Genomic DNA, 22,367 nt, shown 5'->3' on the forward strand with positions numbered 1-22,367 from the left:
GCTCTCCTTGAGGCAGATTGCCGTGGGAGGTTTTTCCCACGGTAATAACTGCTTTGAGTTACAGGCTTTCTGAGTAGTTCAGTGTAGGCCTGTTCCGCCTCAAAACCTTAGAGCCCGGTCAACATTGCATCTGCCGGTGCGGCGGCGCGGTCGTGCGCGGTCATTTGGAAGTAGATGAAACCGACCACCATGAAGCCGAGGAAGATCATGCCGATCAGCGCGTTGAACCAGGCCATGGCTACCAGGCACACCACCGCCAGTACCAGCGCAATCCCCGGCACGATCGGGTAGCCCGGTGCGCGGAAGGTGCGTTCCAGCAGCGGTTCGGTCTTACGCAGTTTGAACAGGCTGAGCATGCTCATGATGTACATCACGATGGCGCCGAATACGGCCATGGTGATCATTGCTGCGGTCAGGGTCATGCCGCCCAGGTTGATCAGGCCGTCGCTGTAGATGGCGGCAATGCCGACCACGCCACCGGCGATGATTGCCCGGTGTGGTGTGTGAAAGCGCGACAGTTTGGCCAGGAACGACGGCAGGTAGCCGGCCCGAGCCAGGGCGAAGAATTGGCGCGAGTAGCCCAGGATGATGCCGTGGAAGCTCGCCACCAAACCGAACAGGCCGATCCACACCAGCATGTGCAGCCAGCCGGAGCTTTCGCCTACTACGGTTTTCATCGCCTGCGGCAGCGGGTCGTTGATGTTCGACAGGGTGCGCCAGTCGCCCACGCCGCCCGCGAAGAACATCACGCCCATGGCCAGGATCACCAGGGTCAGGATGCCGCTGATGTAGGCTTTTGGAATGGTGCGCTTGGGATCTTTCGCTTCCTCGGCCGCCATGGCCGCGCCTTCGATGGCGAGGAAGAACCAGATGGCGAAGGGGATCGCCGCGAACATCCCGGCAATCGCCGGGGCGCCGAAGGTGTCGGAGCCGGCCCAGCCATTGAGGGCGAAGTTGCTAAAGCTGAACGCGGGGGCGACTACGCCCATGAACACCAGCAGTTCGGCGACGGCGAGTACGCACACCACCAGCTCGAAGGTGGCGGCGAGTTTCACGCCGAGGATGTTCAGGCCCATGAACACGATGTAGGCGCCGACGGCTGCGTGTTTCGGGTCGAGGGCGGGAAACTGCACATTCAGATAAGCGCCGATGGCCAAGGCGATGGCGGGCGGGGCGAACACGAATTCGATCAGCGTCGCCAGGCCCGCGATCAGGCCGCCTTTCTCACCAAAGGCGCGGCGGCTGTAGGCAAAAGGACCGCCGGCGTGGGGAATGGCGGTGGTCAGTTCGGTGAAACTGAAGATAAAGCAGGTGTACATCGCGGCGACCATCAACGAGGTCACCAGAAAGCCCAGCGTTCCCGCCACGCCCCACCCGTAACTCCAGCCGAAGTATTCCCCGGAAATCACCAGCCCGACCGCGATGCCCCACAAATGCAGGGTGCCCAAAGTGGGTTTGAGTTGTGTGTTCATCGTGCTGCGCTCCCTGAACCGGTTGGAATGATTCAAAGTGTTGCAGCGGCCATGCCACTCCAGAAAATCGTGTCGTAAAGATGCGCAACTGTCGTGTGGGGGATGGTTTGGCGTTTGAAATTTTCCGGCGTTGCACCAGATAGGTGCGGGGGTGACTGTACCGGCGCTATCGGGAGCAAGCTCCCTCCCACAGGTTGATCGGCGCTCGGGATGACAACTCGGTCAAGTGTGGGAGGGCGCTTGCCCCCGATAGCGCCCGCCCAGGCGCCAAAAATCCCCCTGTAAACCCCGCATAAACCCAGTCTTTACGCCATCTTTACGCCCCATCCACCCCCTCGCTCTCGTTCCTTTACACCACTCCTGCCGACAATTGCCCCACACGCGGCACTCGCCGCTAAACGGAGAGACTTCCATGAGCGTTCTGGACGGGGTGTCACTGCTATTGGCCGTGGCGCTGTTCATTTATCTGCTGGTTGCGCTGTTACGCGCGGATCGGAACTAGGAGCAGGCTATGCACAGTTATGACTATTGGCTGATCATCGCCTTCTTCGCCGTGGTGCTGGTGCCGGCCCCCTTCCTGGGGCGGTTCTACTACAAGGTGATGGAAGGCCAGCGCACTTGGCTCACGCCGCTGCTCGGCCCCGTGGAGCGCGCGTGCTATCGCCTGTCGGGCGTGGACGAGCAGCAGGAACAGAGCTGGCAGAAATACATGCTGGCTTTGCTCGCGTTCAACCTCGCCGGATTTGTGTTGCTGTTCGCGATCCTGTTGTTCCAGGGCAACTTCCCGCTGAACCCGCAGAAGTTGCCGGGCCTGGAGTGGACCCTGGCCTTCAACACCGCGATCAGTTTCATGACCAACACCAACTGGCAGTCCTACAGCGGTGAAGCGTCCCTGAGCTACCTCAGCCAGATGGCCGGCCTCACCGTGCAGAACTTCGTCAGTGCGGCTACCGGCCTTGCCGTCCTGGTCGCGCTGTGCCGTGGGATCGGTCGCAAATCCACCAAGACCTTGGGCAACTTCTGGGTCGACATGACCCGCGCCACGCTTTACGGCCTGTTGCCGTTGTGCCTGGTGATGGCGTTGTTCCTGGTGTGGCAGGGCGTGCCGCAAACCTTCGCGCATTACGTTGATGCCGTGACCTTGCAGGGCGTCGACCAGGTGATCCCTTTAGGCCCGGCGGCCAGCCAGATTGCGATCAAGCAAATAGGCACCAACGGCGGTGGCTTCTTTGGCGTGAACTCGGCGCACCCGTTTGAAAACCCGACAGCCTGGGCCAACTTGTTCGAGTTGTCAGCGATCATCCTGATCCCGGTGGCGCTGGTGTTTACCTTCGGCCATTACGTGAAAGACCTGCGTCAGAGCCGGGCGATTCTCGCCTGCATGCTGGCCCTGTTCCTGATCGGCGGCGCAACCTCGCTGTGGGCCGAATACCAGCCCAACCCGAGCCTGAACAACCCGGCGGTTGAGCAAACCGCGCCGCTGGAAGGTAAGGAAGCGCGTTTCGGCACCACCGGCACTGTGTTGTGGTCGGTGACCACCACCGCGGCATCCAACGGTTCGGTCAACGGCATGCATGACAGCCTCAGCCCTCTCAGCGGGATGGTGGCACTGGTCAACATGATGGTCGGCGAGGTGATCTTCGGCGGCGTCGGTGCCGGTATGTACGGCATGTTGCTCAACGTGTTGATCGCGGTGTTCCTCGCCGGGCTGATGATCGGCCGCACCCCGGAATACCTGGGCAAGAAGCTGCAGGCCAAGGAAGTGCAATTGCTGGTCGTGACCCTGATGGTGATGCCGATCGGCGTACTGGTGCTCGGTGCCATTGCAGCCAGCCTGCCCGGTCCGGCCGGTGCGATCAGCAACCCTGGTCCCCACGGTTTCAGCCAGTTGCTCTATGCCTACACCTCGGCCAGTGCCAACAACGGCTCGGCGTTCGGCGGCTTCAGTGCCAACACCCCGTTCCACAACTTGATGCTGGGCCTGGGCATGTTGATCGGTCGCTTCGGCTACATCCTCCCGGTACTGGCCCTGGCCGGCAGCCTGGCGATGAAGAAGACCGCACCGATTGGCCAGAACAGCTTCCCCACCCATGGCCCGCTGTTCGTGACCCTGTTGACCGTGACCATTTTGCTGGTGGGCGGCCTGACCTTCCTGCCGACACTGGCACTGGGCCCTATTGCTGAACACCTGAGCATGGCTGCTTTTAAATGAAGAGCCGAGGGATATGAAAATGAATATGCCTGCAAAAAACGCGACGCCGGTCAAAACCCACGAGCCCGCCAAAACCGCGATCTCCGCGCTGTGGCGCCCGGCGTTGGTCCAAGCGTTCGTCAAGCTCGACCCTCGGCAACTGCAACGCTCGCCGGTGATGCTGGTGGTCGAACTGACTGCCATCCTCACCACCGTGCTGTGCTTCGTGCCCGACACCACTGTGCCGACCTTCGTCGCCGTGCAAATCGCCGTGTGGCTGTGGTTCACCGTGCTGTTCGCCAACTTCGCCGAGGCCCTGGCCGAAGGGCGTGGCAAGGCCCGCGCCGATAGCCTCAAGGCCGGCAGCGAAGGCCTCAGCGCACGTCGCCAGGAGGCCGATGGCAGCTTCAAGGTCGTGCCGGCCACCGGCCTGCGCAAAGGTGATGTGGTGCGCGTCGCCGCCGGGGAAATGATCCCCGGCGACGGCGAGGTCATCGAAGGTATCGCGGCGGTCAACGAAGCGGCGATCACCGGCGAATCCGCGCCAGTGATCCGCGAATCCGGCGGCGATCGCTCGGCCGTCACCGGCAACACGCGCCTGGTTTCGGATTGGCTGCTGATCCGCATCACCGCCAACCCCGGCGAGTCCACGCTGGACCGCATGATCGCGCTGGTCGAAGGCGCCAAACGCCAGAAAACCCCCAACGAAGTGGCGCTGGATATCCTGCTGATCGGCCTGACCCTGATCTTCCTGCTGGTGGTCGTGACCCTGCAGCCGTTCGCCCACTTCGCCAATGGCAGCTTGCCTCTGGTGTTCCTGGTCGCACTGCTGGTGACGCTGATTCCTACCACCATCGGTGGCTTGCTGTCGGCCATCGGTATCGCCGGCATGGACCGCCTGGTGCGCCTCAACGTGATCGCCAAGTCCGGTCGCGCCGTGGAAGCGGCGGGGGACGTGCATGTGTTGCTGCTGGACAAGACCGGCACCATCACCTTTGGTAACCGCCGCTGCTCGGCAGTGGTTGCGGCGCCGGGTGTGAGCGGCCGGGAATTGGCCGAGGGCGCGCTGCTGGCGTCCCTGGCGGACGACACCGCCGAAGGCAAATCCATCGTCGAATACCTGCGTGCCTTGCACCCGCAAGCCGAGCCGTCCCTGGCGGAACTGACCGCCGTACCGTTCACCGCCGAAACCCGCTTGTCTGGCGTCGACTATCAGGGCCGCGTATTCCGCAAAGGCGCCGTGGACTCGCTGCTGGCGTTTATCGGTCAGCCTCGTAGTGATTTGCAACCGGCCCTGTCGCGGGAAATCGACAAGATCGCCCAGAGCGGCGGCACGCCGTTGCTGGTGTGCGCCGATGGCAAGTTGCTCGGTGCGATCCATCTGAAGGACGTGGTCAAGCCCGGCATCCGCGAACGGTTTGCCGAGCTGCGCAAGCTGGGGATCCGCACCGTGATGGTCACCGGCGACAACCCGCTGACAGCGGCCGCGATTGCCGCCGAAGCCGGTGTGGATGACGTGTTGGCCGAAGCCACCCCGGAGAAAAAACTCGCGCGGATTCGCCACGAACAGAACGACGGTCGACTGGTGGCGATGTGCGGCGACGGCGCCAACGACGCTCCGGCGCTGGCCCAGGCGGACGTCGGCATGGCGATGAACGACGGCACCCAGGCTGCCCGCGAAGCGGCCAACATGGTCGACCTCGACAGCGACCCGACCAAGCTGCTGGACGTGGTGCAGATCGGCAAGGAATTGCTGGTGACGCGCGGCGCGCTGACCACCTTTTCCATCGCCAACGACGTGGCCAAGTACTTCGCGATCCTGCCGGCGCTGTTCGCCTCGATCTACCCGCAACTGGGTGTGCTCAACGTGATGCACTTGCAGAGCCCGCAGAGCGCGATCCTCTCGGCCATCGTGTTCAACGCACTGATCATCGTCGTGCTGATTCCCCTGGCGCTGCGCGGTGTGCGAGTGCAGGCGGCGAGTGCTGCGGCGTTGCTGCGGCGCAACCTGTTGATCTACGGCTTGGGCGGCCTGCTGGTGCCGTTCGTGGGCATCAAGGCGATCGACATGTTACTGACCGCGCTGCACCTGGTTTGACCTGATTCCTGTGGGCACCGGCAAGACGGTGGCCACAGGTTGCAATGACCGAATTGAGGAAATTGAAATGTCCAACATCATCCGCCCGGCCCTGAGCCTGCTGGTCCTCATGACCCTGATCACTGGCGTCGCCTACCCGCTGGTGGTGACCGGCGTCGCCCAGGTCGCCTTCCCGGACCAGGCCAACGGCAGCCTGGTGCGCGACGCCAGCGGCAAGGTGCGCGGCTCCAGCCTGATCGCCCAGGACTTTACCGGTGACAGCTGGTTCCACCCGCGTCCGTCTGCAGGCGCCTTTGCGACTGTTTCCAGCGGCGCGAGCAACCTGGGGCCGAGCAACCCGGCGCTGGCCACGCGCGTGTTCGATGACGCGAATAAACAGTTCGTGCCCGCTCAAGGCCCGGTGCCGTTAGCTTCGCTGACGACCTCCGGCAGCGGTCTTGATCCACACTTGCCACCGCAGGCGATTGCCTATCAACTGGCGCGGGTAGCCGCCGCACGGAATGTGCCGGTGTCCACCCTGCAGCGCTTGCTGGATGAACACATCGAAAGCCCGCTGGTGGGCCCGCCGGTGGTGAATGTGCTGGCGCTGAACATGGCCCTGGAAAAATTGTAAACAGGAGCACCGCTATCGCGGGCAAGCCCGCTCTCACAGGGCAATGCATTCCAAATGTGGGAGCGGGCTTGCCCGCGATAGCGCCCTGAAAGACACCCTATAAACCCCTGAAGGAACCCCCGCGCATGAGCGACTCCGGCCGCGCCGATGCCCTGTTAGCCGATCTGCCCCGGGACGGCCGTGGCCGGCTCAAAGTCTTCCTTGGCGCCGCGCCGGGTGTGGGCAAGACCTACGCCATGCTCCAGGCCGCCCACACCCAGTTGCGCCAGGGCGTCAGGTTGCTCGCCGGCGTGGTCGAAACCCACGGCCGCGCCGAGACTGAAGCGTTGCTCAGCGGCCTGCCGCAGCAACCGTTGCTGCGCAGTGAATACCGTGGCGTGATGCTCGAAGAAATGGACCTGGACGGCCTGCTCGCCGCCAAGCCGCAACTGGTGCTGGTGGACGAACTGGCTCACAGCAACGCGCCCGGCAGCCGCCATGAAAAGCGCTGGCAGGATATTCAGGAACTGCTCGCCGCCGGCATCAACGTGTTCACCACGGTCAACGTCCAGCACCTGGAAAGCCTCAACGATCAGGTGCGTGGCATCACCGGCGTGCAGGTGCGCGAAACCCTGCCGGATTGGGTGCTGCAGGAGGCCGATGAACTGCTGCTGATCGACCTGCCGTCCCGCGAGTTGCTGGAGCGTTTGCGCGACGGCAAGGTGTATGTGCCGGAACAGGCCCGCGCCGCCATCGATGCGTTTTTCACCCAGACTAATCTGACGGCCCTGCGCGAGCTGGCGATGCAGACCGCCGCCGCCCACGTCGACGATGACTTGGCTCAGGGCTATCGCCAACTCGGCCAGGCCGCGCCGGCGGTGCGCGGTCGCTTGCTGGTCGGTGTCGATGGCGATGCGCAAGCCGAACGCCTGGTGCGCCATGCCAGTCGCGTGGCGCAGCGACGCCACTTGCCGTGGAGCCTGGTGCATATCGATAACGGTCGCGTGCGCGATGAACAAGCGCGCCTGCGCCTGCAAAACGCCCAGCAACTGGCCGAACGCCTCGGCGGTGAAGTGGTGCTGCTGCGCGCGGGGGAGGTGACCAAGACACTGATCCAGCATGCCGCTGAGCGCCGTGCCAGCCTGGTGTTGGTCGGGCAGTCGCGGATGAACTGGCGACGTCGGCTGTTCGGTGGTGGCGTGGCCGAGCGCTTGATGCGCAATGCGCGCGGTCTGGAAATCAACATCCTCGACAGCGACGACGCGCCCACACCGCCGCGCCTGCCGGATGTACGCGGGCTGGTGTGGTTCGACTATGCGTTGGCGGTGGTGGCGACCGTGATCGCAGCGGCGTTGGCCTGGGCGGTCGCCAGCGTGTTGCCGTTGCCGAATATCTCGCTGGTGTTTCTCGCGGCGGTATTGCTGGTGGCGGTACGCAGCAGCCTGGGGCCGTCCCTGGTGTGCGCGGCGCTGTCGTTTCTGACGTATGACTTCCTGTTTATTCCGCCAAAATTCTCCTTCGCCATCCAGCGTGAAGAAGACGTGCTGACCCTGCTGTTTTTCCTGCTGATGGCGGCATTGACCGGCAACCTCGCTGCACGCCAGCGTCGGCAGTTGCAGGCGTTGCGCGATACCCAGGAAGAAACCAGCGAGCTGCTCGACCTGTCGCGCAAGCTCACCGCTGCCACCGATCGCCAGGCGGTGATCAGCGCGGCGGCGCATCACCTGGAAGGCTGGAGCGACCTCGATCTGTGCCTGGTCAACCGCGATGACCACGGCGGCTGGAAAGTCGAAACCGGCGGACCGCTGACCTTCACCGAAGCCGAACGCGCCGCCGCCGACTGGGCCTGGCAGCACGATCAGCCGGCAGGCAAGGGCACCGGCACGTTGCCGTTTGGGGGCTGGTGGTGGTGGCCGCTGTCGAGCGAAGAGGGCCCGCTGGGGTTGCTCGGTGTCAGTGCGAAACCGGGCCAGGAGCTGAGCGGCCAGCGCCGTCGCTTGCTGATCGCCTTGAGCCAGCCGCTGGCCCAGGCGTTGGCCCGCGCGCAATTGGCGCAGGAGCTGGAGTCCGCGCGGCTGCACGGCGAGACCGAGCAACTGCGCAGTGCCTTGCTCGCGTCGGTGTCCCACGATTTGCGCACGCCGTTGACGTCCATGCGCGGCAGTATCGACAGCCTGCTGGCGCTCGGCGAAGCCATCCCGCTGGAGGATCGCCGCGAGTTGCTCGAAGGCACCCGCGACGAAGCCGAGCGCCTCGACCGCTATATCCAGAACCTGTTGGACATGACCCGCCTGGGCCACGGCGCGTTGAAGCTGGCGCGGGACTGGGTCTCGCCCGGTGATATCGTCGGCAGCGCCCTCGGCCGCTTACGTGCGGTGCTGGCGCCGCTGCAAGTGAGCATCGATGTCCCGCCTGAATTGCCGTTGTTGTATGTGCATGCCGCGTTGATCGAGCAGGCGCTGGTCAACGTGCTGGAAAACGCCGCCCGATTCTCGCCGGCCCAAGGCCATTTGCAAGTCAGCGCCGGGGTGTCGGATAACCAGCTATTCTTCGCGGTGGCGGATGAGGGGCCCGGGATTCCCGAGGACGAGCGCGCGAAGATTTTCGATATGTTCTACACCGCTGCCCGTGGCGACCGCGGCGGGCAGGGCACAGGCCTGGGCTTGGCGATCTGCCAGGGCATGGTCGGCGCCCATGGCGGGCATATCAGCGTCGCCGATGGGATTGGCGGGCGGGGCACTTGCATCACGCTGTTCCTGCCGTTGCCGACACAGCCTGGCCTGGAACGCGAGGTGTGAGCTACTCTCTTTTTTCGATGGATTTTGATTGGACACCATGAGCCAGACCGCGACGATTTTGGTCATTGACGACGAACCGCAGATCCGCAAATTCCTGCGCATCAGCCTGGCTTCCCAGGGCTACAAAGTGATCGAGGCCAGCAGCGGCAATGAAGGCCTGGCCCAGGCCGCCTTGAGCAAGCCGGATTTGCTGGTACTTGACCTCGGCCTGCCGGACATGGACGGCCAGCAGGTGCTGCGCGAGTTTCGTGAGTGGTCGACGGTGCCGGTACTGGTGCTGTCGGTGCGCGCCAGCGAAGTGCAGAAGGTCGAGGCGCTGGATGGGGGGGCGAACGATTACGTCACCAAACCCTTTGGCATCCAGGAGTTTCTCGCCCGCGTGCGCGCCTTGTTGCGCCAGGCCCCAGCGGGTGAAGCCCAGGAAGCGGCGCTGTGTTTCGGCCCGCTGACAGTGGACCTGGCCTACCGCCGGGTGCTGCTGGACGGCGTCGAAGTGGCGCTGACCCGCAAGGAGTACGCAGTGCTGGCGCAATTGGCGCGTCATCCGGGGCGGGTGATTACCCAGCAGCAATTGCTCAAGGATATCTGGGGGCCGACCCATACCGAGGACAGCCACTACCTGCGCATCGTGGTGGGCCACCTGCGCCAGAAGCTGGCGGATGATCCGACCCAGCCGCGGTTTATCGTGACCGAGGCGGGGGTGGGGTATCGGTTGTTGGGGGCTTAAGGCCTGGTGGATTTTCGTTGGCTGTCAGGGCCCTATCGGGGGCAAGCCCCCTCCCACATTTTGAATGTTGTTCACAAATCAAACTGTGGGAGGGGGCTTGCCCCCGATGAGGCCCTCAGCCACACCGCCAATCTCAGTGCTGCTCACTCTCATACCGATCCAACGTATCACTGGCAATCTCGCGCCCCAGGGCGATCAATTCCGGCGCCTTGTAGAACTCGAAAAACCGGCACACCCGCTTCGGCACGTTGATCAGTACGTCCGGCGGGTAGCCGGCGATCTTGTACTGCGCCAGCGATGTCTGCATCACCTCGAAGCTCTGGTTGATCAGGTCCAGCAACGATGCCGGGCCGACGTTATCGATGATGAACGAACCGGTCGCCGACTTCGGCGCCCCGGCGGTTTCCGGTGCGGCGGCGGGTTGCTGGGCTTCGGGTTCGGCCGACTCCAGCCACGGGTTGATCTCGGCCGCGTGGGCCTGCAAGGCTTCCTGCTCGAGCTTCATCAACTGCTCGGCCTGTTTGCGGCGAAACGGCAAGTGCGAACCCAGCGATTTCGCCAGGCTGTTGAAGCGGCTCTTGAACGCCGGCGGACGCTGGATCACCGGCAAATGGTAGTGCTTCTGGTTGGTCGCGTTGAGGTTGACCGCAATGATCAAGTCGCAATGGCTCGACACCACGGGCACGATCGGCAGCGGGTTGAGCAGGCCGCCGTCCACCAGCATGCGGTTGCCCTGCATCACCGGGGTGAACAGGCTCGGAATCGCCGCCGAGGCGCGCATGGCCTGGTGCAGGCAGCCTTCCTGGAACCAGATTTCCTGCTGGTTGGTGAGGTCGGTGGCCACGGCGGTGTAAGGGATGCGCAGCTCTTCGATGTTGATTTCGCCGACGATCTTGCGGATCTGCCCGAAGACCTTCTCGCCGCGAATCGCACCCAGGCGAAAGCTCACATCGACCAGGCGTAATACGTCGAGGTAATCCAGGCTTTCGATCCAGTTGCGATACTCGTCGAGTTTACCGGCGGCGTAGATTCCGCCCACCACCGCACCCATGGAACAGCCGGCGATACAGGCGATGTCGTAGCCGCGCCGTTCGATTTCCTCGATCACCCCGATATGGGCGTAGCCCCTAGCTCCACCGGAGCCCAGCACCAAGGCAACACGCTTCTTCATGGTCGATGTCCTTCGTTAAGCAGGCGCCCACAATGCACCCAATGAGGGGGCGGCTTCAATCTTCGCGCAACCGCGCAATATTTTTCCAGAATAACGGCCGGGCTCGGGTATGCTCTGGCAATAGGCGCTTCTGATTTCAGGTAGTGGACAAGGCACTTTTCTTTGTAGGCAACGTCTACAGAATCCGACTGTTTTTCTTTATTTTGAGGTGTCATCGATGAAAGCCTGGATGTGTGTGCCTGTGATCATGTTGGCCCTGGCCGGTTGCGCCGGGAAAACCGCCTATCGCGACAGCTGCGGCAGCCAACTGGACGCCGCGTGGAAAGAGCTGGACCTGGCCAAGGCCGAAGGCTTTGCCGGCACCGTGAGCTACTCCAAGGCCTTGTCCCTGCTGACCGGCGCCAAGACCCAGCAGCAATTCGAAGCCTTTGAAGGCTGTGCCAACAAAGCCGAGAAGGCGCGTTTCTATATTCGTGAGTCTCGCGCCGGCCGCTGATTCGTAGCAGTTGCCGAGTGCAACGAGGCTGCGTCACTGATCTTGAGTGATGCAGGGATTATTCTTCGTCAGTGGAGTAAAGCATGTCAGCTTTGGTAGATCAGTTAGTCGCTCAGGTCATCGGCCTGGAAGTAGGGTTACTGAGCTGCCAGGCTCGGCTCACCGCCGTCACCGACGATGAGGCCCTGCATGATTTGCGCACCACCGTGCGGCGCCTGCGCAGCCTATTGCGACCTTTGCGCGGCTTGCCGGGCGTCGAACAACTCGAATTGGCCGCCCGCACCGTCGGCCAATTGACCACGCCGTTGCGTGATCGTGAAGTGCTGGCCGCGTATCTGCTCCAGCATGGACACCCTGCCGCCGCCGACCGTCGCCTGCGCCTGCAACCCGATGCCTATCGCCACGTCGCGCAGGGCCCGGAATTGGCCCACCTGCTGCAAATCCTCGATGCATTCCCGCGTTTTATCCGTGCGTCGCAACACCAGAAATTGCTCAAGGGCCTGCGCCTGCGTATCGAGAAACGCCTGGTCAAGCAATGGCGCAAACTCGATGACGCCCTGCAGGACCCAAGCCACGATCGCCATCGTCTGCGCTTGTTGATCAAGCGCGTGCGCTACGCCGCCGAAGCCTACCCCGAGCTGGACAAACTCCCGGCCAAGGCCATGTCGCGCCTGAAACAAGCTCAAGGCGCCCTGGGCGATTGGCACGATTGCTGGCAGTGGCTGGTCCAGGCTGAACATCAAGCCGATCTGCAGCCGTGTGTCACGGTATGGCGTCGCACCATGGCCCAGGCCGAAGGCGAGGCGGATCGGGTGCTGGACAAGCTCAGCGCGGATTGTTTCTGAATCGGTCCGGTTTTTGGCCGGAATAGGCGCTGTACCTGGCGGGCGCGCTGGTTAAGATCGCTCCTCTGGTCTTTTTGACGTGAGGTCGCCATGCGCTTTAGTGATTTGCTCGACGCCGCCCGTAGCCACCCGCAGGAGGTCACCATCCCCGCCGAATGGGCGCAGGGTCGCGCGAGCTTTGGTGGCCTGGTGGCCGCATTGCAATACGAGGCGCTGCGTGCCCAAGTCCCCGCCGACAGGCCTTTGCGCTCGTTGGCAATCACCTTCGTCGGCCCGGTAGCCCCGGGTGTGCCCGCCAGTTACCAAGTCGAAGTGCTGCGCGAAGGCAAGGCCGTCAGCCAATTGCTTGGCCGGGTGGTGCAGAACGGTGAAGTGGCGACCCTGGTCCAGGCCAGTTTCGGTGCGTCCCGTGAATCGCAAGTCATGGTGGCGAGCGAACCGCCGCCGACCTTCAAGCACTGGGATGAATGCCAGGAGCTGCCTTACATCCAGGGCGTCACCCCGGAATTCATGCGGCACCTGGCGATGCGCTGGAGTGTCGGCGGCTTGCCGTTTACCGGCAACACCTCCCGCGACATGGGCGGTTGGGTGCGCTTGCGCGGCGATGTGAAAGAGGAGCCGCTGACCGAGTCGCACATCCTCGCCCTGGTGGACGCCTGGCCGCCGGCCTTGCTGCCGCACCTTAGAAAGCCCGCGCCGGGCAGCACCCTGACCTGGACCATCGAGTTTATCCAGCCGCTGCAAGACCTGAGCACACTTGACTGGTGCCAGTACCACGTCACCATCGAACACGCCCGCGACGGCTACGGCCATGCCGCCGCCGCGCTATGGAGCCCGGCCGGCGAGTTGATCGCCATCAGCCGCCAGACCGTGGTGGTCTTCGCCTGATCCTCAGTGCTGGTGGCGCTTGCGCCAGGCGCGCCACCAGCCACCGCTCAACACAAAGCGCGGGAAGGTCACGAACTGCTCGACCAGCAGGCGTTGGACGGCATCTTTGCGATCACTGAAGGGTTCACTGGCCTGGGCTTCCAGATTGTGGCCATGCCGCTGCAGCGCAAGGCCGGCCAGGATACCGACAACACCCACGGCCAAACTGGCCAGGCTCAGGCTGAACACTCCGGAAACGATCAACAGAAACCCGATGATAAACAGCGGCACCGCGATCATGTGCAACGCCAGGTTGGTCGGGTGCTGGTGGTTTTGCGGGTACTGACGCCATTGCCAGGCGGGGAGATTGGGATGACGTTTGCCCATGATGGTGAATCCTCTGTCCGTTGAAACAACTTGAACAGAGTTTAGGTCGGGTAGGCTGGCGCGGCGAATCAAGGCTGGCTATGGGGGCCATAGCCTCGCCTTGTATTGCTTATAGCTTCAACTGCCCGATCGCTTTGCTCAGCTCCCCGGCCAACGTGGCCAGTTCATTGCTGGTGGTTGCCGAATCGACAGTTTGCTGCACGGTGTTTTCGGTCACATCACGAATACTCACGACTGCACGGTTCATTTCTTCGGCGACATGGCTCTGTTGCTCGGCGGCGACGGCGATCTGGGTGTTGCTTTCGCGCATCTGCGCCACGGCGCCGGTGATTTCGGCCAGTGCGGCGCCGGCTTCCTGGGCTTGTTGCACGCAGTCGTCGGCCTTGAACGAGCTTTCCTGCATGAAGTCCACCGCATCGCGGGTGCCGGCTTGCAGCGCCGAGACCATGTGGGTGATTTCGTCGGTGGAGGTTTGCACGCGCTTGGCCAGGTTGCGTACTTCGTCGGCGACCACCGCGAAACCGCGGCCCATTTCCCCGGCGCGGGCGGCTTCGATGGCGGCGTTAAGCGCGAGCAGGTTGGTCTGTTCTGCGATGCTGTGGATCACGCTGACCACGCTGTTGATTTTCTGGCTGTCTTCGGCGAGTTTCTGGATCATTTCGGCGGTCTGTTGCACGCCGCTGGACAGCCCGGCAATCGAGCGTTGCACCCGGTCTACCACTTCGCGGCCGCTGCCGGCGAGGGTGTCGGCGGTCTGGGACAAATCGCGAGTGGCGCCGGCGTGCTGGGCGATGTGGTGGACGGTGGCCGTCATCTCGTTGATGGCGGTGGCGGCCTGATCGGTTTCGCTTTGCTGGCCGAGCATGCCGTGCTGCACTTCGTTCATGCTGCTGGCCAGCCGCGCGGCGCCTTCATCCAACTGCTTGGCGGTGCGGGCCACGGTGTTAACCACCCGCTGGTAGCCGGCTTGCATGGCATTGAACGCGCTGGCCATCTGGCCGACTTCATCTTCGCAGGCCAGTGGGACACGCGCTGACAGGTCGCCGGTTTTCTCGACGTGTAGCATCACGTCCTTGAGGGTGTTGAGATGGCTGAGCAGGAAGCGGATCAGCAACTGCGAAGCGCAGAGCATCGCCAGCATCAGGATCAGCACCGCTACCGCGTAATTGGCGAAGCGCTCACTGAACACCTGGCTCAGGCTGGGCGCGTAAGCGAGCACGGCGATCTGTTGCCCGTCGGCGCGGGCAACCACTTCAGCGCCCATCAACGGGTTTTCGCCGAACAATGGCAGGTGATTGAGTTCGACCCAGCCGCTGGCACTGCTCAGGTCTGACAGATCTTGATCGGCCAACTGTGGGACTTGACCACGGGCAAACGTCAGCCACGCCTCACCTTTGGGCAGCGCCTTGTCGGTCGGCCAGGCACTGAGCAAGCGCGCCTGGGCTTGTGCCGAGGACTGGGACGCCTGGCTGCGCGACTGCTGTTCGAGATGCACGGCGTATAACACCAACAACAGCGTGGTGATAAAAGCGACCGCATTGACGGCCCAGAATTTGTACTTCAGCGAGATATTGCTAAGCCAGGCACCCATGGAAGGTTTTCTCTGATAGCGGAAACAGCATTGGCAAGGTGCCATTATTGTGCCGTTACTCAGAAAAGTCACTTTGATATGGGTCAATGCGTCACATCAAACCACGGTGGGCAGCCCGAAAAAGGCGCGGGCGCAGGCGGTGCTGTGCTGGGCCAGGTCTTCCGGGCTTTCGTTGCGGTGCAGGGCAACTTCGCGCAGCACCTCCGGCAGGTAGGCCGGTTCGTTGCGGCCGTTTTTCGGCTTGGGCCGCAGGGTGCGCGGCAGCAGGTAAGGCGCATCGCTTTCCAGCATCAGGCGGCCCCGAGGAATTTCCCTGACCAGCGGATGCAGGTGCGTCCCACGGCGCTCGTCGCAGATCCAGCCGGTGATGCCGATGTGCAAGTCAAGGTCGAGGTAGCTGAACAGCGCCTGCTGCTCGCCCGTGAAGCAATGCACCACGGCGGCGGACAAGTGATCGCGGTAATCCTTGAGGATCTCCAGCAGGCGCTGGTTGGCGTCGCGTTCGTGGAGAAATACCGGTAGTTTCAGCTCGACGGCCAGGGCCAGGTGTTCTTCGAGGACTTTTTCCTGCTGCGGGCGCGGGGAAAAATCGCGGTTGAAATCCAGCCCGCATTCGCCCACTGCGCGCACGCGGCTGTCGTTGAGCAAACCGCGTAAGCGTTGGGCGCTGTCGCCGTTCCAGTCGCTGGCGGAGTGGGGGTGGATGCCGGCGGTGCAGAACAGCCGTTGGCCGCTTTCATCGAGTTTTTCGCACAATTGCAGGGCCTGTTCGCTGCCGTCGACACGGGTACCGGTGAGCACCAATTGCTGCACGCCGGCGGCATAGGCGCGCTCGAGAACGGCCTGGTGCTTCTCGTCGAAACTTGGGTTTGTCAGGTTGACGCCGATATCAATGAGTTGCATGGTGCTATCTCCGCCTGCGGCCGGAAAGCATATCAGAGCTGTAGATTTATAAGAAAAATCAAGAACTACAACGAGTTATAGCTGTCTTTGAACGTCGCAAGCGACATTGTGGTTGGCTTGTTGTCTGCCCTGGTGCCGCCGTTGCGTACTTTGTCAGCGCATAAAGCGCTCTGTTTCTGACCTCCAGCCCCTGGTTTTTCGCGAAGGTGCTGGCCAGTATTCTTTCCGGAGAGCGGATGATCCGACCCTCGGCGTTACTTATGTTGTGCCTGACGTTATTGCTGCCCATGGCGGCGGTCGCGCGGCTGGACGGGCCGCTGGAAGTGACCAAGCCGAGCAAGGTGCGCGACCTGGCCGAGATTCGCTCCAGTCGCACCCTGCGCGTACTGGTCAACCAGAGCCGCAACAGTTCCGGTGAAATTCAGGGCCAGGCCATTGGTGTCGAATACCATCGCCTGCGTGCGTTCGAGCAGTACCTCAACGACCAAGCCCGCGATGGCCAGGACATCAATCTCAAGATCATCCCCAAGGCCAAGGGGCAACTGCTCGGCGCGCTGGCGCGTGGCGAAGGCGACCTGGTGGCTCCCGGAGAATTGCTGGAAGTGAAGGCCGCGCACAAGATCAGCGCGAGCGACCCGATCGCCAGTGGCGTGCCGTTATGGCTGGTGGGGGTCAAGGGGGAGCGGCGGTTTACCAAGTTGGAGCAGCTATCCGGGCGCACCCTGACGCTGACCACTGGCAGCGCGGCGGCGGATTCGATCAACCAGGTCAACCAGAAGCTGGCTCTGCACAAGCAGCCGCCGATCAAGGTGGAGTGGGTCGACCCGAGCCTGGCGGTTGAGGATGTGCTGGAGATGGTCCAGGCCGGCATCTTTCACCTGACCATTGTCGAGAAGCCCATCGCTGAACGTTGGTCGAAGATCCTGCCCAAACTGCGCTTCGACAAACAGGTGGCGATCAATGAGCCGGGTGAAGAGTACTGGTTCGTGCGGCAGGACGCCGCGATGCTGCGCGCAAGTATTGATCGTTTCCTCAAGACCTACCGCACGCCTTCCGACCAGGACGTGGCGTTTCAGCGCATTTATCGACGCCTTTACCAAGTGCGCAACCCGCTGGCCCGCATCGACCGCCAGCGCCTGGAGAAACTGCGTCCGGTCCTGCAAAAACATGCGCGCGAGCAAGGCATGGATTGGTTGAACCTCGCTGCGCTGGCCTTCAAAGAGTCCGCCCTCGACCCAGGAACGCGCAGCAGCGGTGGCCCGACCGGCCTGATGCAGATCACACCTTCGGCGGCGCAGCGGGTGGGGGTGAACAATATCGAGAATCTCGACAGCAATGTGCAGGCGAGCGCGCGTTACCTGTCGATGATCCGCCGCAAGTTTTTCGCCAGCCCCAAGCTCAACGAGCGCGAGCGCATGGCTTTCGTGCTGGCCGCCTACAACATGGGGCCGGAACGCGTGCAAGGCATGCGTACCGAAGCCAAGCGCCGTGGGCTTAACCCCAATCAGTGGTTCTTCCAGGTCGAGCGCATTGCCATGGAGCAGGTGGGGATGAGCGCCGTCAGCTATGTGAATAGCGTCAACAAGTACTACCTGGCGTTTGATCGGGAACGGAACTCCCTGGAGCCGCCGGCGTTGGAGCCGAAAATCGCCTCACGCAAGTGATCGATTTTATAGATATTAATCAGGCAATTTTTCGGCTTTTATCATTGCATAAACTGATTAATATGGCGGCCAACCAACCCCTACTTTGAAAAGGATTATCACCATGAGCCCACTGATCAAAAGCATCCTGTCCACCCGCGCCGGCTATGGCCTGACTGTTCTGCGCATTGTTGTCGGTATCATCTTCGCCGCCCACGGTTCGCAAAAACTCTTTGGCTGGTTTGGCGGCTACGGCCTGGCGGGCACCGCGCAGTGGATGGAAAGCATTGGCCTGGCGCCGGGCACCTTGATGGCCTTGTTGTCGGGCGGTACCGAGTTCTTCGCCGGCCTGGCCCTGATCATCGGTCTGCTGGCGCGCCCTGCGGCATTGGGCCTGACTATTCTGTCGCTGGTGGCGATTTTCTCGGTGCATATCCATAACGGTCTGTTCATGGCGAACAACGGTTATGAGTTCGCCCTGGCCTTGCTCGGCGGCTCCCTGGCCGTCCTGTTCGAAGGTGCTGGCAAACTGTCTGCCGACCGCGCCATCGCCAACTGATCGCCCTGTAACCCCTGGAGAAGGCCCGCCATGCGCGGGCCTTTTCGTTGCGCGGGATTCTTGACACCGCCCCATCGGCTTCTCTAGGATGTTGGTTATGCGCCGATTTAAACAGCTAATTGCGGGGCGCCACTGGGACTCGATGCAGCCCGACAGAAGCCAGCTCTGACTGAAGACGCAGGCTTCGAAATACCGCTAAAGCGCTGGTTCGGTGTTGCCTCTCACCTGCCCGCAGACTTTTGAGGCAGAGACACGACACGATGAATGCACCACACCCCCTCATACGCCTGGCCCCGATCACTGCGGACCTGAATCAACGCAATCCAAGAATTCTCCTCGGCGGCAAGCACCAGCCGACGCTGTTGCGTTACCTGGATGGTTGGCCGCGGCGTGGCGGGCGGCCTTCGGCGTTCCTGATCCAGTTTGTCGAAGATGGCGATTCCCTGGCGCGCTTTGCCAGCAACAGCTTTGACCTTGCGGTGATCCAGGCGCCCAGCGCTAGAGATGCGGCTGAGGTGATCCATCAACTGACGCGGATTGCCCGGCAAGGCTTGATCGCACGGCGCTGAGCCTTCAATAAAACGCCGACGGCGGCACCGGACAACGACGGCGACGCCATTGAAATAGCCCCCAGGCAATCAGGCTCAGCAGTGCCGGCAACGGTACAATCACCAGCAGTTGTATGTTGCGTTCCAGGCGCTGCACCGGCGCGTAAAGGGTGTTTTTCAGCACATGCAGTTCCATCGGTAAACGCAGGCGTTCCTTGTTGAGCGCTTGCAACTGGGTGTTGGTATCGACCGCCTCGGTGCCCAGGGTCGTGCCCTCAGGGTTAAGGCGCTGCCATTCCTTCTCCGTTTGTGCCAAGCGCCGTTCCAGCTCGATGGCCTGGTCCTGGTAGGCGCGCTCGGCAGCCTCGCGGCGCTTCTCCAGCAGGTTCAGTGAGTGGCCCGTCACTGCACGCGGGCGAATATTCGCAAGGGCTTGCGGTGCTGCGAGGTTATCCAGAGCGTTCACTACAAACAGTTTGTTAGCGTTTTGCGCGGAGCCGCTGGGTGGCTTGCTCAACATATCCGTATCGGCAACCACTATCACTTGGATCTGCGTCGCCTTCTGCAGCCCCGGCGGCTGCCCGCCAAATCCGTCGGCAAACGCTGAATAGGCTGGCCCTTCGAGTCGGGCAGCGATCACATGATGCTCGCCACGCGTGGAGAACGCGCTGTCCACGGCGCTTGAATCCAGCAGTAACGACTGTCTGGAGCTGCGCAGCAGTGGCGTGAAGGTGGCCCGGCTTTTATCCAGGGAGAACAGGGCGCCGCTGTTCGACACGGTCACCGTGTCCAGCTTCCAGGTGCTGACATCATGGGTATTCATCGCTTGGCGTGGCAGGGTGAATGTGGCCGGTTGATGTTCCGATGGGGCATAGGTGCGGTCGACCAGCACCTTGTTGCTCGGCATGCTGACTCCCCAGCCGGCGAGTAACCCGTCTAGCCTGGTGGCCGAGGCTGTTGCCTTTGAGTCGCCTTTGCCGAGGGGGTCGATAAACATCAGCAGTTTGCCGCCGTTCAGGACGAACTGGTCAACCGCGTACAGCGTTTTCTCCGGCAGTTCGCGGGGGTTTATGAGCATCAGGGTTTTGATCCGCGAGGGGATATGATCTGCAGTCGGCTCCAACTCCAGTAGGTCGAAATGTCGGTGCAATTCCAGCACCAACGGTTCGATGGACGCTTCTGCCGGTAACCCTGATAACAGCCCAACGACCGCAGGCTCCGGATGCTGCAACTGGGTGATCAGGTGGCTGATTTCATACTCCAGCAGCGGCTCGTTCTCTGGGTCGAACGATTGGATACGTTGGGCAGCTTGGCCCTCCCGAGTGCCGATAAGACCGAAGAACCCCGGTTGATCGCGTAGTCCATATAATCCTGCTTTGTAGGCATCCTCTGAAAAGGGAGCGGGATCGATAATGTGCAAATTGATCCTGCCGTTTGCTGCGTGTTCGAACGCTCTCAGTTTTTCTTCAACGCGTTTGGCATAGTGTTTCAGGATGCTGCTTTTTTGTGCCGGTAGACTTGAATTGAAATAGTAGAAGTCCAGTGGGCTTTCCAGTGTGGTGAGTAAGTGCACTACCTCGGGTGACAATGTGTTGGTTTTTTGTTGAGAAAAATCCTGGCGTAGATCGGGAAGTTTGACTGCCCATACCAAGTTGAATGCGAGGAACAAAAGCAGTATGACGCTAAGTGTCATGCCGGTGCGCAATGGATATCGCATCGAGAGTGTTCCTTCTCAGCTGTTCTTGTAGTTGAGGATCGCGGTCGTCGCAGCAAGAAAAGCAATGATCATGCTGATGAAATACGCGCAGTCTTGAAAGGTAAGTGTCCCGTGGTCAATCAGGCCAAAACGCAGGAGCGGGCTGAGAGACGTCAAACTATCGATGATCCAGATGGGCGCTTGACGCTCAAGTGCATCCAACACCGAAGACACGCCACTGGCCAATAACAGCAGGCTCAGCGTCAATATGAAAATGGCCAGGCGTTGGCGGGTCAGTGCGCAAATAAAAACACCGACAGAGAGATAGCTCCCGGCTAATAACCAACTGGCCAGAAATTGTGAGGCAATGACCCCGTTGTCCGCAGTGCCCAGCAAGTTGACAACCGTCACGATGGGAAATGTCAGCAATAATGCCAGGCCCGCCACGACCCAGGCGGCGAGGAATTTGCCAATAACCAGTTCCGCGGGCCTGACAGGCAGGGTTTTCATGAAATCGCCAAAGCCGGTCTCGTTCTCATCCGCCCAAAGTTGAGTCGACAGCGCAGGGATCAGTAACAGGTACAACCAAGGATGCCATTGAAAAAAGCCCTGCAAGTCGCTGCTGCTTCGCTCCAGCAATGGGCTTGTGTGCAATCCCAGTAAGGCGGACAGCACCAGGAATACTGCAATGCTCAGGTAGGTGGCAGGTGCCGATAGATAGCTGGCAAGCTGGCGTTTGAAAACAGGTGGCAGCAGGTTCAATGGGATGCCTCCTGGCTCAGGTGGTGAACGACATCGTTCAGGCGACCTGGCTCCAGATTCAGTGAGTGTATTTCCCAGCGCCGGTTGGCAATCAATGCGCAGATGGCGGGGTAGATGGAGTGTCCCGGCATGGCGAGAACGGTCACCGTGCCTGGACCGTGCCGGTCTTCTTCGATACCTGCCACGCCGGGCAGCACGGCGAGCGCCAACAAATCGAGGGCCGACTTCGCCGCCAGGGTGACCGCCCGGAAGTGCCGGGAGCTGCGCTGTAGCTCGGGCATTGGGGTGTCCGCCAGCAGGCGACCGCCGCCAATGACCAGGGCCCGGGTGCAGACGCCGGCCAGCGCTTCGCAATCGCGTGAGGCAACGATAATCGTCATCTCGTCGGCCAATGACTGGATAAGCGTGCTGATCTTTCCTTGCTGATGGGGCGCCAAGCCTTCGCCGGGTTCGTCCAGCAGTAGTACGTCGGGGTCGTGCAGCAGGGCTTGGGCAAATGCGACTTTGCGTTTCAGGCCCGGCGGAAGCGTGTTGATCGGGTAACCGAGGACTGGCCAGAGTTCGAGTCGGCTGGCGGCGCGATCCACCCGCCTGCGTTTCTCCGCGCCCTGGAATCCACGAACGGTGGCGATGAAGCTGAGCAAGTTCTTGACTGACAGGGTCGGGTGGTTGACGCCGGATTCGGGTTGATAGCCTATTGCCTTGCGTGCGTGATACCCATGGGTTTGTGTATCCAGCCCCAAAATCCGCACCTGCCCCGAGGAGGGCTGGGTGGCGCCGGCGATCATCTTCAAAAGTGTAGTTTTACCTGCCCCCTCCAATCCAAATAACCCAAGGCACTCTTGGCGTTTGGCAGAAAATGAGACATCGCTGATTACACTCTTTTTGTTCAAGTATTTTGTGAGGTTGCTTATCTCGATCATTATGCTTTTCTATTCGGTGGGTAAGGCAAGAAGAATGAAGAGGCAAGCGCCTTTATTGAGTGATACAGGGCTCGGGTTTAAAAATGGTACGTTCAATG

The 22,367-nt window shown here is 61.7% G+C and carries 20 protein-coding genes; 12 read left to right on the plus strand and 8 right to left on the minus strand.

The window, feature by feature from the left end; genetic code table 11:
* Positions 1–107: 107 nt before the first annotated feature.
* A complete protein-coding gene (gene eat / locus J2Y83_RS07790) occupies positions 108–1,472 on the minus strand; it encodes an ethanolamine permease (protein ID WP_017848825.1) in 1,365 nt (454 codons plus the stop codon).
* A gap of 412 nt (positions 1,473–1,884) precedes the next feature.
* Here eat and kdpF point away from each other — a divergent pair, with 412 nt between their 5' ends.
* The 6 genes from kdpF to J2Y83_RS07820 all read left to right on the plus strand — a co-directional run bounded on the left by kdpF (position 1,885) and on the right by J2Y83_RS07820 (position 9,878).
* Positions 1,885–1,974: a K(+)-transporting ATPase subunit F gene (kdpF, locus tag J2Y83_RS07795; protein WP_003218754.1), complete on the plus strand. Its 90-nt coding sequence runs from the start codon at positions 1,885–1,887 to the stop codon at positions 1,972–1,974.
* A gap of 9 nt (positions 1,975–1,983) precedes the next feature.
* Entirely contained in the window at positions 1,984–3,684 is a 1,701-nt protein-coding gene (gene kdpA, locus J2Y83_RS07800) for a potassium-transporting ATPase subunit KdpA (RefSeq protein ID WP_253394273.1), read from the plus strand.
* Between the two features lie 19 nt (positions 3,685–3,703).
* The gene (kdpB, locus tag J2Y83_RS07805; RefSeq protein WP_373423725.1) at positions 3,704–5,761 is read left to right on the plus strand and encodes a potassium-transporting ATPase subunit KdpB; all 2,058 of its coding nucleotides are present in this window, start codon (positions 3,704–3,706) and stop codon (positions 5,759–5,761) included.
* Between the two features lie 67 nt (positions 5,762–5,828).
* Positions 5,829–6,374 carry a potassium-transporting ATPase subunit KdpC gene (gene kdpC / locus J2Y83_RS07810; protein ID WP_253394277.1) on the plus strand — a complete coding sequence of 182 codons (546 nt, stop codon included), beginning with the start codon at positions 5,829–5,831 and terminating at the stop codon, positions 6,372–6,374.
* Positions 6,375–6,499: 125 nt separating this feature from the next.
* The gene (locus tag J2Y83_RS07815) at positions 6,500–9,151 is read left to right on the plus strand and encodes a sensor histidine kinase (RefSeq protein WP_253394279.1); all 2,652 of its coding nucleotides are present in this window, start codon (positions 6,500–6,502) and stop codon (positions 9,149–9,151) included.
* Between the two features lie 37 nt (positions 9,152–9,188).
* A complete protein-coding gene (locus J2Y83_RS07820) occupies positions 9,189–9,878 on the plus strand; it encodes a response regulator (protein WP_177033362.1) in 690 nt (229 codons plus the stop codon).
* A 133-nt stretch (positions 9,879–10,011) separates the two neighbouring features.
* Here J2Y83_RS07820 and J2Y83_RS07825 read toward each other — a convergent pair whose 3' ends face one another.
* Positions 10,012–11,049: a patatin-like phospholipase family protein gene (locus tag J2Y83_RS07825; protein ID WP_177033360.1), complete on the minus strand. Its 1,038-nt coding sequence runs from the start codon at positions 11,047–11,049 to the stop codon at positions 10,012–10,014.
* A 217-nt stretch (positions 11,050–11,266) separates the two neighbouring features.
* Here J2Y83_RS07825 and J2Y83_RS07830 point away from each other — a divergent pair, with 217 nt between their 5' ends.
* From J2Y83_RS07830 to J2Y83_RS07840, 3 genes are all read left to right on the plus strand, one after another.
* Positions 11,267–11,545 carry a hypothetical protein gene (locus J2Y83_RS07830; protein ID WP_017848818.1) on the plus strand — a complete coding sequence of 93 codons (279 nt, stop codon included), beginning with the start codon at positions 11,267–11,269 and terminating at the stop codon, positions 11,543–11,545.
* An 83-nt stretch (positions 11,546–11,628) separates the two neighbouring features.
* Positions 11,629–12,390, plus strand: coding sequence for a CHAD domain-containing protein (locus J2Y83_RS07835; protein ID WP_177033356.1), 762 nt, complete (start codon positions 11,629–11,631; stop codon positions 12,388–12,390).
* 90 nt (positions 12,391–12,480) lie between these two features.
* Positions 12,481–13,278, plus strand: coding sequence for an acyl-CoA thioesterase (locus tag J2Y83_RS07840; protein ID WP_253394281.1), 798 nt, complete (start codon positions 12,481–12,483; stop codon positions 13,276–13,278).
* Between the two features lie 3 nt (positions 13,279–13,281).
* On the opposite strand, the gene J2Y83_RS07845 is transcribed toward J2Y83_RS07840, so the two are convergent.
* From J2Y83_RS07845 to J2Y83_RS07855, 3 genes are all read right to left on the minus strand, one after another.
* Entirely contained in the window at positions 13,282–13,644 is a 363-nt protein-coding gene (locus J2Y83_RS07845) for an Mpo1-like protein (protein ID WP_253394284.1), read from the minus strand.
* Positions 13,645–13,753: 109 nt separating this feature from the next.
* Positions 13,754–15,235 carry a methyl-accepting chemotaxis protein gene (locus J2Y83_RS07850; protein WP_253394286.1) on the minus strand — a complete coding sequence of 494 codons (1,482 nt, stop codon included), beginning with the start codon at positions 15,233–15,235 and terminating at the stop codon, positions 13,754–13,756.
* A 96-nt stretch (positions 15,236–15,331) separates the two neighbouring features.
* Complete coding sequence (locus J2Y83_RS07855; protein WP_253394289.1) at positions 15,332–16,138, minus strand: TatD family hydrolase; 807 nt, start codon at positions 16,136–16,138, stop codon at positions 15,332–15,334.
* Positions 16,139–16,374: 236 nt separating this feature from the next.
* On the opposite strand from J2Y83_RS07855, the gene J2Y83_RS07860 reads away from it, so the two are divergent.
* From J2Y83_RS07860 to J2Y83_RS07870, 3 genes are all read left to right on the plus strand, one after another.
* A complete protein-coding gene (locus J2Y83_RS07860) occupies positions 16,375–17,802 on the plus strand; it encodes a transglycosylase SLT domain-containing protein (protein ID WP_253394291.1) in 1,428 nt (475 codons plus the stop codon).
* Positions 17,803–17,905: 103 nt separating this feature from the next.
* Positions 17,906–18,340, plus strand: coding sequence for a DoxX family protein (locus J2Y83_RS07865; RefSeq protein ID WP_177033344.1), 435 nt, complete (start codon positions 17,906–17,908; stop codon positions 18,338–18,340).
* A gap of 260 nt (positions 18,341–18,600) precedes the next feature.
* Entirely contained in the window at positions 18,601–18,909 is a 309-nt protein-coding gene (locus J2Y83_RS07870) for a class I SAM-dependent methyltransferase (protein ID WP_177033342.1), read from the plus strand.
* Positions 18,910–18,913: 4 nt separating this feature from the next.
* On the opposite strand, the gene J2Y83_RS07875 is transcribed toward J2Y83_RS07870, so the two are convergent.
* From J2Y83_RS07875 to J2Y83_RS07885, 3 genes are read right to left on the minus strand one after another with little or no spacing between them, the layout of a single operon-like run.
* Positions 18,914–20,605 carry a Gldg family protein gene (locus tag J2Y83_RS07875; protein WP_253394293.1) on the minus strand — a complete coding sequence of 564 codons (1,692 nt, stop codon included), beginning with the start codon at positions 20,603–20,605 and terminating at the stop codon, positions 18,914–18,916.
* A gap of 15 nt (positions 20,606–20,620) precedes the next feature.
* Complete coding sequence (locus tag J2Y83_RS07880; RefSeq protein WP_177033337.1) at positions 20,621–21,346, minus strand: ABC-2 transporter permease; 726 nt, start codon at positions 21,344–21,346, stop codon at positions 20,621–20,623.
* A complete protein-coding gene (locus J2Y83_RS07885) occupies positions 21,343–22,269 on the minus strand; it encodes an ABC transporter ATP-binding protein (RefSeq protein WP_177033336.1) in 927 nt (308 codons plus the stop codon). The genes J2Y83_RS07880 and J2Y83_RS07885 overlap by 4 nt, the downstream gene beginning before the upstream one ends.
* Between the last annotated feature and the right edge of the window lie 98 nt (positions 22,270–22,367).

Source organism: Pseudomonas marginalis (assembly GCF_024169655.1).
Taxonomy (GTDB): Bacteria; Pseudomonadota; Gammaproteobacteria; order Pseudomonadales; family Pseudomonadaceae; genus Aquipseudomonas; species Aquipseudomonas paraveronii.

Bases quoted from the DNA above. Each gene is read 5' to 3' on its own strand.
- J2Y83_RS07870 (WP_177033342.1), top strand. From the start codon at position 18,601: ATGAATGCACCACACCCCCTCATACGCCTGGCCCCGATCACTGCGGAC.
- J2Y83_RS07830 (WP_017848818.1), top strand. From the start codon at position 11,267: ATGAAAGCCTGGATGTGTGTGCCTGTGATCATGTTGGCCCTGGCCGGT.
- kdpC (WP_253394277.1), top strand. From the start codon at position 5,829: ATGTCCAACATCATCCGCCCGGCCCTGAGCCTGCTGGTCCTCATGACC.
- J2Y83_RS07835 (WP_177033356.1), top strand. From the start codon at position 11,629: ATGTCAGCTTTGGTAGATCAGTTAGTCGCTCAGGTCATCGGCCTGGAA.
- kdpA (WP_253394273.1), top strand. From the start codon at position 1,984: ATGCACAGTTATGACTATTGGCTGATCATCGCCTTCTTCGCCGTGGTG.
- J2Y83_RS07875 (WP_253394293.1), bottom strand. From the start codon at position 20,605: ATGCGATATCCATTGCGCACCGGCATGACACTTAGCGTCATACTGCTT.
- J2Y83_RS07885 (WP_177033336.1), bottom strand. From the start codon at position 22,269: ATGATCGAGATAAGCAACCTCACAAAATACTTGAACAAAAAGAGTGTA.
- J2Y83_RS07815 (WP_253394279.1), top strand. From the start codon at position 6,500: ATGAGCGACTCCGGCCGCGCCGATGCCCTGTTAGCCGATCTGCCCCGG.
- J2Y83_RS07855 (WP_253394289.1), bottom strand. From the start codon at position 16,138: ATGCAACTCATTGATATCGGCGTCAACCTGACAAACCCAAGTTTCGAC.
- J2Y83_RS07825 (WP_177033360.1), bottom strand. From the start codon at position 11,049: ATGAAGAAGCGTGTTGCCTTGGTGCTGGGCTCCGGTGGAGCTAGGGGC.
- J2Y83_RS07860 (WP_253394291.1), top strand. From the start codon at position 16,375: ATGATCCGACCCTCGGCGTTACTTATGTTGTGCCTGACGTTATTGCTG.
- J2Y83_RS07820 (WP_177033362.1), top strand. From the start codon at position 9,189: ATGAGCCAGACCGCGACGATTTTGGTCATTGACGACGAACCGCAGATC.
- kdpF (WP_003218754.1), top strand. From the start codon at position 1,885: ATGAGCGTTCTGGACGGGGTGTCACTGCTATTGGCCGTGGCGCTGTTC.
- J2Y83_RS07850 (WP_253394286.1), bottom strand. From the start codon at position 15,235: ATGGGTGCCTGGCTTAGCAATATCTCGCTGAAGTACAAATTCTGGGCC.
- J2Y83_RS07865 (WP_177033344.1), top strand. From the start codon at position 17,906: ATGAGCCCACTGATCAAAAGCATCCTGTCCACCCGCGCCGGCTATGGC.
- eat (WP_017848825.1), bottom strand. From the start codon at position 1,472: ATGAACACACAACTCAAACCCACTTTGGGCACCCTGCATTTGTGGGGC.
- J2Y83_RS07845 (WP_253394284.1), bottom strand. From the start codon at position 13,644: ATGGGCAAACGTCATCCCAATCTCCCCGCCTGGCAATGGCGTCAGTAC.
- kdpB (WP_373423725.1), top strand. From the start codon at position 3,704: ATGAATATGCCTGCAAAAAACGCGACGCCGGTCAAAACCCACGAGCCC.
- J2Y83_RS07840 (WP_253394281.1), top strand. From the start codon at position 12,481: ATGCGCTTTAGTGATTTGCTCGACGCCGCCCGTAGCCACCCGCAGGAG.